The sequence below is a fragment of the Piscirickettsia salmonis LF-89 = ATCC VR-1361 genome (genome assembly GCF_000297215.2).
In the GTDB taxonomy this organism is placed as follows: Bacteria; Pseudomonadota; Gammaproteobacteria; order Piscirickettsiales; family Piscirickettsiaceae; genus Piscirickettsia; species Piscirickettsia salmonis.
On the sequence record NZ_AMFF02000069.1, the window covers coordinates 64,609 to 70,268 of the forward strand.

General features: G+C 44.0%; 4 protein-coding genes. 2 read left to right on the forward strand and 2 right to left on the reverse strand.

Translation table 11 applies throughout. The annotated features are described in order from the left end of the window. Positions 1-374 precede the first annotated feature (374 nt). Together C200_RS07345 and C200_RS07350 are read right to left on the reverse strand one after the other, a co-directional pair. Positions 375-1,115 (reverse strand): LolA family protein, encoded by a 741-nt coding sequence (locus tag C200_RS07345; protein ID WP_016211553.1) that lies wholly within the window; start codon positions 1,113-1,115, stop codon positions 375-377. 3 nt (positions 1,116-1,118) lie between these two features. Continuing rightward, positions 1,119-3,623 (reverse strand): DNA translocase FtsK, encoded by a 2,505-nt coding sequence (locus C200_RS07350; protein ID WP_016211549.1) that lies wholly within the window; start codon positions 3,621-3,623, stop codon positions 1,119-1,121. A gap of 262 nt (positions 3,624-3,885) precedes the next feature. Here C200_RS07350 and trxB point away from each other — a divergent pair, with 262 nt between their 5' ends. Both trxB and aat read left to right on the forward strand, forming a co-directional pair. Next, on the forward strand, positions 3,886-4,842 hold the full coding sequence (gene trxB / locus C200_RS07355) for a thioredoxin-disulfide reductase (protein ID WP_016211548.1): 957 nt from the start codon (positions 3,886-3,888) through the stop codon (positions 4,840-4,842). Continuing rightward, the gene (gene aat / locus C200_RS07360; RefSeq protein ID WP_016211550.1) at positions 4,826-5,587 is read left to right on the forward strand and encodes a leucyl/phenylalanyl-tRNA--protein transferase; all 762 of its coding nucleotides are present in this window, start codon (positions 4,826-4,828) and stop codon (positions 5,585-5,587) included. Before trxB ends, aat begins: the two co-directional genes overlap by 17 nt. Positions 5,588-5,660 lie beyond the last annotated feature (73 nt).

The following is a 5,660-nucleotide window of genomic DNA, read 5'->3' on the forward strand; positions in this document are numbered from 1 at the left end:
TCGAATTCTTAAGTCATAACTGTAAGAGAAGGCATCGTTTTTCCTTATTGTATTTTTTAACCTACTGATAGTAGGTCAGAAACTGTTGATCGAGCGCTATACCTAAACGGATATTTGAGATCATGCAGATTGTTAAAAGAGGCGACCTACCTTTAAGTGAAAAGCTAAATCAAATCAAGGAGATAAGGTCTTCTGCCATGACAGGGTATCAATCAAGCTTTCTCTTTTTTATAAAAACTCAACATTCAACCAATCAGTTTATTAGCAAATTTGTATGTGATTAATTAAAGAGTATAAGAACACTGGCTAGACTATGTAGTTATTTTTTAGTGCAACACATAGTCTTACCATTACAACTACGCTCTTCACTCCCCCTATCCCTGCTTAATTACATCAATGCCCTTAGGCAACTTAAGCTCAAATAATGAACTGGGCAGTATTTGATTAGTTTTAATATTAAAAAACTGCAATTTTGTACTCTGCCCTAACGGCGTTAAGACTGTCATTTGCTGGAGTTCTTTATTTTTAAAAGCAATTTCAATTTTAGAAACCAGGCTTTGCTTATTTTTTGGCGATAAAATAAATAATTGAGATTGATCATCCGACTTGCTTTGCTCTCTCACATCAAAGCCTGCAAGTGCTTGTAGCGAAGCCCCGGTCAGCAATTTCACTGGAACCGCATCATCTAAACTTCCTAATGAACGCTCAATCACTTGCTCAAGTAAAGGCTGATAAATTTTAACCGACTGCTGTTTTGTTAAAATGACCTGATCCCATTGCTGATCAGTAGGAGCTTTGAGCGCTTGAACTTGCTGACAATCAATATTCTTAACTTGCCATAGTAACTGCCCAGGTTGCTTTAATAATAAACGGCCATAAGCACATTCTAGGCGACCAGCAGACGCTTCACCAATTTGCCAAAAATCGGCCTGATAGGTCTTGGCCGCTTTTAAAAACTCTACTAAGTAGGAACTCCCAGCCGTTGACAAATCACTGTTATGATCTGCATTGCCATGATTACTTGTGTTATTTGCTGCAATAGAAACGGTTATCGCCATAGCGTAGCATAGCAAAAACAACACACTTCGAATTAATAACTGCTTAATTTTAAACACTGTTTAAACACCCTCCTGCGATGAAACTAAGACTTCTCGTGGGCCATGTTGGCCATCAGAAACTAAACCTGCAGCCTCCATCGTTTCAACTAAACGCGAAGCACGATTATAGCCGATGCGAAAACGCCGCTGTATCAGCGATGCAGACACTTTTTGCTGGTCAATAATAAACTCAACGGCCTGATCATAAAGCTCATCTTGTTCCTCTGCATTTTCCTCACCGGCTTGTTGGCCGTAATCATCCAAACCACTCCCGTGATCAATCAAGTCAGCAATATAATCAGGCACCCCTTGCGTCTTTAACTGACGCACTACCGCATGTACCTCATGATCATCAATAAAGGCGCCATGCACGCGTGTCGGTACTCCACTGCCTGGCGGCAAATAGAGCATATCGCCATGACCTAATAGCTGCTCCGCACCTGCTTGATCAATAATCGTCCGTGAGTCGATTTTAGAAGACACCTGGAAGGCCATCCGCGTTGGAATATTTGCTTTAATCAGTCCAGTCACCACATCCACCGATGGGCGCTGAGTCGCTAACACCAGATGAATCCCAGCTGCACGCGCCTTTTGTGCAATCCGCGCGATCAGCTCTTCAACTTTTTTACCAACAATCATCATCATGTCAGCAAATTCATCAATAAAAACAACAATAAAGGGCAATTTAGCCAATAACTCAGGCTCTGCACCCTCTGCTTTAATCTTTAACGGATTCACTAACGGTGTGCCTGCCTTTTGCGCGGCGATCACCTTATCATTATAACCTTTGATATTACGTACACCTAAAGCCGCTAATAGCCGATAGCGTCGCTCCATCTCTCCCACACACCAGCGTAAAGCACTGGCAGCTTCTTTCATATCCGTCACCACCGGTGTAAGTAAATGAGGAATTCCCTCATAGACAGACAACTCAAGCATTTTTGGGTCTATCATGACCATCCGCACATCTGCAGGCGTTGCTCGGTATAACAAGCTTAAGACCATCGCATTCATGCCTACCGACTTCCCAGAGCCAGTAGTTCCAGCAACGAGTAAATGTGGCATACGCGCAAGGTCAGCCACCACCACCTCACCCGCAATATCTCGTCCCAGCGCCAGCACCAAACTCGAGCTCGCCTGTTGAAAAACATCTGCCTCCAGCACTTCACGAAAGCGCACTAATTCACGCTTTGCATTGGGTATTTCTACGCCAATGGTTGATTTGCCTGGGATTACTTCAACCACACGCACACTGCGTGCTAATAAAGAGCGTGCCAAATCCTGTGCCAAATTACTCACTCGGCTCGCTTTTATGCCGGGAGAGAGCTCTAATTCATAACGGGTAACCACCGGCCCGGGGCAGACGTCAACCACCTCCGCCTGAACACCAAAATCAGCCAAACGCCCTTCAACCAAACGCGACATCTCCTCCAATGCGGCGGCTGAATACAAATCTTTTTTATCTTGGTTGCCCTCATCAAGCAAAGCTAAATCAGGCAAGTCTAATGGTCCACGCTCTATTATTTCAGCTTTAACTTTAGTTTTAGCTTTAGACTGCGATAAAGTAACCGGTTGCTCTGCACTACTCACCTTACCCTGTAGCTCACTCCTTACAGCAAAATCAAAGTGCGCCTGCTCCAGTTCATCTTTTTCGTTCTTATCACCTTGATCACTTTCAGTGTACACATTCTCAATTGAACAATTATCAATCATAGGTGAATTAATAGCTTTTTCTTTTCTAAGTACAGGGAGTAACGGTGTTTTTCTAGAGCCTTGCTGGTTCTTATCACCGCCACTTATTTTAGCTGTATTTTTTTTCTCTTTCGCGGCGGCTTTTAGTGCCATTTTCTCTTGCTTAGCCTGCTGGCGCTTTAATAAACGCTCAGCACGAAAACTCTCCAGACGTGCCATCTGCAGCTGCAAATTGTCTCGTAATGCGCTTACTCCATAGGCAATCATGGCCTTAAGCCCTAAAACAAGCCGTATCCAAGAGATACCCGAGTATAACGTCATTGCAATAAGAAATGCCGTAATCAGTAATACTGTGGCACCGGTGAGATTAAACGCACTCATCACCCCTTTACCAACCAACATGCCAAGAATACCTCCTGCACCTTGTGGTAAAACACTATGTGCAGGAGCAACAAACAACGCTAACAATGCACTACCAGATAATAAGGCAATCAAGCCGCCAGCGACACGCAAGATGAACAATGGGGGGTCAAAAGTAGCCCGTAAGTCACGATATAGTCGATATACAGCATAAAATATAAATAAAGGGATGGTATAAGCAAAATAACCTAACAAACCAAACAGTACATCAGCACACCATGCGCCCACTCGTCCACCGGCATTTGCTATCGTCGTCGCATTCATGCCAGAAGAGAGCCAACCAGGATCAGCCACATCGAAGGTTACCAATGCAATACACAAAAACACACCAATGGCGACCAGCAAAATCAGCCCACCTTCACGCAAGCGCTGCCATAAAAATGAATGCTGAATGCTTTGATAATCGTACTCCAATGTAGGCCCCTCACTTTTGCTTGAATATACTTAACTTTAAACACCCCGATTAATTTAAGCTAGATTAAGTTAAGCTAGGCTAAAATAGCCTGATTGACTATGGCGATGAGTCTAATATAAAAAAACAATTTAACAAACTGTTATTAATCTAGGATAATACCGTCGAAAAGAGTCACAACCAAAGACATCGGACAAGGCTAGCCAGAGTCTGGGCTTTTCACGTATGATGGGTGAAATATTTCATTAAGGAGCACAACAACAAATGAGCGAAAGAAAGCACTTTAACTTACTAATCTTAGGCTCTGGCCCAGCAGGCTACACTGCCGCTGTTTATGCAGCACGCGCAAACTTAAAGCCAGTGATTATCACGGGTATGCAACAAGGTGGGCAATTGACAACGACCACTGATGTCGATAATTGGCCAGGCGATGATCAAGGTGTACAAGGCCCAGAATTAATGGAGCGCATGCAAAAACATGCTGAGCGTTTTGGCACAGACGTTATATTCGATCATATTCAGTCAGTTGATTTAAAACAGCGTCCCCTATTGTTAAATGGCGACTTTGGTCAATACAGTTGTGATGCCCTGATCATTTGCACAGGGGCTTCTGCTAAATATTTAGGCTTAGCTTCAGAAGAAGCATATAAGGGACGTGGTGTTTCTGCCTGCGCCACCTGTGATGGCTTTTTCTATCGTGACCAAGATGTTGTCGTGATTGGTGGTGGTAATACAGCGGTAGAAGAAGCGCTTTATCTATCAAACATTGCCAAGACTGTCACGCTCGTTCATCGCCGTGACAGTCTACGTGCTGAAAAAATCTTAATCGACAAGCTTATGGCCAAAACAGAAGGTGGTAACGTCACTATAGAGTGGAATGCAACTTTAGACGAAGTACTGGGTAACGAGCAGGGTGTAACCGGCGTGCGTTTAAAACACATGCAGGATCAATCAACGAAAGAACTTGCAACTAATGGCGTTTTTATTGCCATTGGCCATACACCCAATACCGCTATTTTTCAAGATCAGCTTGATATGGAAAGTGGCTATATCACCATTAAAGGTGGACTGTCAGGCAATGCAACAGCGACCAGCACACCGGGTGTCTTTGCCGCAGGGGACGTTGCCGATTCTATCTATCGCCAAGCAGTCACTTCCGCAGGTACTGGCTGTATGGCAGCACTTGATGCTGAGCGCTACCTTGATGAATTTAAACACTAGACTACCCTTTTTGCTTGATCTTAACCGCGATGATTTTCCAAGCCCCGAGCAAGCATTAACTCACCCTGATGGCTTGCTTGCCATCGGGGGGGATTTAAGCCCCACACGTTTAATCAAGGCCTATTATCACGGTATCTTCCCTTGGTTTACTGAAGAAGACCCCATCTTGTGGTGGAGTCCAAGCCTAAGAGCTGTATTAGCACCAAGTGACTTCCATCTCTCACGTAGCCTTAAAAAATTAATCAAAAAGCAAGCATTTCAAGTCACTGTTAACCAATGCTTTAATAAAGTCATTGATCGCTGTGCCAAAGCGCATGCACATCAAGGCACATGGATCACTGCCACAATGATCCATGCATATACTCAGCTTCATCGTGCAGGCCATGCCCACTCTATTGAAGTCTGGCAAGACCAGCAGCTTGTCGGCGGCTTATATGGTGTCAGCACTGGCGGCATTTTTAGCGGTGAATCGATGTTTCAATGCACCAGCAATGCCTCTAAAGTTGCCTTTGCAGCATTAATAGCCCTATTAAAAAGTGAACATAACGATAACGGTGTGCTCATTGACTGTCAATTACTCAACCCCCACCTTGCAACACTGGGCGTCCATAACATTGCCCGCACTCACTATCTCCACTTGCTTGAGCAATATCGAGACAAATTCCATCTAAAACCGACCTGGGCACAGGCGAACAAACTCATTACAAACGCCCTGACTAGCCTAACTAACGTGAGTTCGATATAAGGTCCTATTGAAAAAGCAGCCCGTTTGCAATTAATATTTAGGTTCTCAAAGTCTAAATCCATTGCAAGGAGCT

What these genes read in the sequence shown, in the direction of transcription:
- trxB (WP_016211548.1), top strand. Translation starts at nt 3,886, where the DNA reads ATGAGCGAAAGAAAGCACTTTAACTTACTAATCTTAGGCTCTGGCCCA.
- aat (WP_016211550.1), top strand. Translation starts at nt 4,826, where the DNA reads ATGAATTTAAACACTAGACTACCCTTTTTGCTTGATCTTAACCGCGAT.